This is a genomic window from Kribbella sp. NPDC026596, assembly GCF_040638415.1.
In the GTDB taxonomy this organism is placed as follows: domain Bacteria; phylum Actinomycetota; class Actinomycetes; order Propionibacteriales; family Kribbellaceae; genus Kribbella.
The window spans coordinates 1-1,128 of record NZ_JBEZYF010000167.1 but is presented as its reverse complement, the minus strand read 5'-3'; the positions used below and the strand labels follow the sequence as shown (position 1 = coordinate 1,128).

The window sequence follows — 1,128 nt, the reverse complement described above, 5'->3', positions numbered from 1 at the left end:
CTAGTGGTCCGTTTCTGAAGTTTGGTGACGGTTGGCTTTGGCGAGGACCTGGTCGGCGGTTTTGGTCCAGACGAACGGGTGGCAGCGGTCGTTCCAGCCGTCGATGAAGGCGCGGATCTTGGCGTTGAGGTCGCGCACGGACCGGAAGGTGCCGCGGCGGATTGCCTGTCGTTCGATGATGCCGAACCAGACCTCGACCAGGTTGAGCCATGATCCAGACGTCGGTGTGAAGTGCGTCTGGACACGTGGGTTGGCCGCCAGCCATGCCTTGATCTCGGGGCGCTTGTGGGCGGCATAGTTGTCCATCACCAGATGCAGGTCGGTGGCGGGATAGGCGCGGGCGACCTGCTTGAGGAAGGCCAGGAACTCTTGGTGGCGGTGCCTGGGTTTGCAGGCCGCGGTCACCGTTCCGGTAGCGATTTCCAGTGCCGCGAACAGAGTACTGGTGCCATGGCGCACGTAGTCATGGGTGCGGCGCTCGGGAAAGCCGGGCTGCATGGGCAGCATCTTCTGAGTCCGGTCCAACGCCTGAATCTGGCTTTTCTCATCGACACACAACACGATCGCGTTGTCCGGCGGCGCCAGATACAGCCCGACCACGTCGGTGACCTTGGCAACCAGCTCAGGATCGGTGGAGAACTTGAACGTCTCACTGCGCCACGGCTGCACCCCGTAATCACGCCACGCACGAACCACCGTCGCGTTACCGACCTTCAACCGCTCGGCCAGCAGCCGAGACGACCAATGCGTCACCCCCAGCCTCTTCGGCGGCGGCTTCAACGTCTCAGCCACGATCATCGCGTGATCGATCCGCCGCGGCCGGCCCGACCGATCCGCGTCATCCAGCCCCTTCAGACCACTGCGCTGGTAACGCTGCCGCCACCCGATCACCTTCGGACGAGACAACCCAACCTGCTCCGCGATCGCCGTGTTCGCGAGCCCCTCAGCAGCCAGCAACACCACCCGCGCCCGCAAAGCCAACCCAGCCCGAACCGTCGTACTCCGCGTCAACGACACCAGCCGCTCCCGATCACCCTCACGAAGCACCAGCGCAGCAGCAGGACGGTTCGCCATACTCCATACTGACCCACCATCAACCGTTACCTAATTAATGACACGCGACACTAG

Annotated in this window: 1 protein-coding gene; it reads right to left on the bottom strand. The window is 63.4% G+C overall.

Features of this window, described 5'->3' with window-relative positions:
* Positions 1 to 1,074 carry an IS630 family transposase gene (locus tag AB0E63_RS46490; protein WP_360381359.1) on the bottom strand — a complete coding sequence of 358 codons (1,074 nt, stop codon included), beginning with the start codon at positions 1,072 to 1,074 and terminating at the stop codon, positions 1 to 3.
* Positions 1,075 to 1,128: the final 54 nt, after the last annotated feature.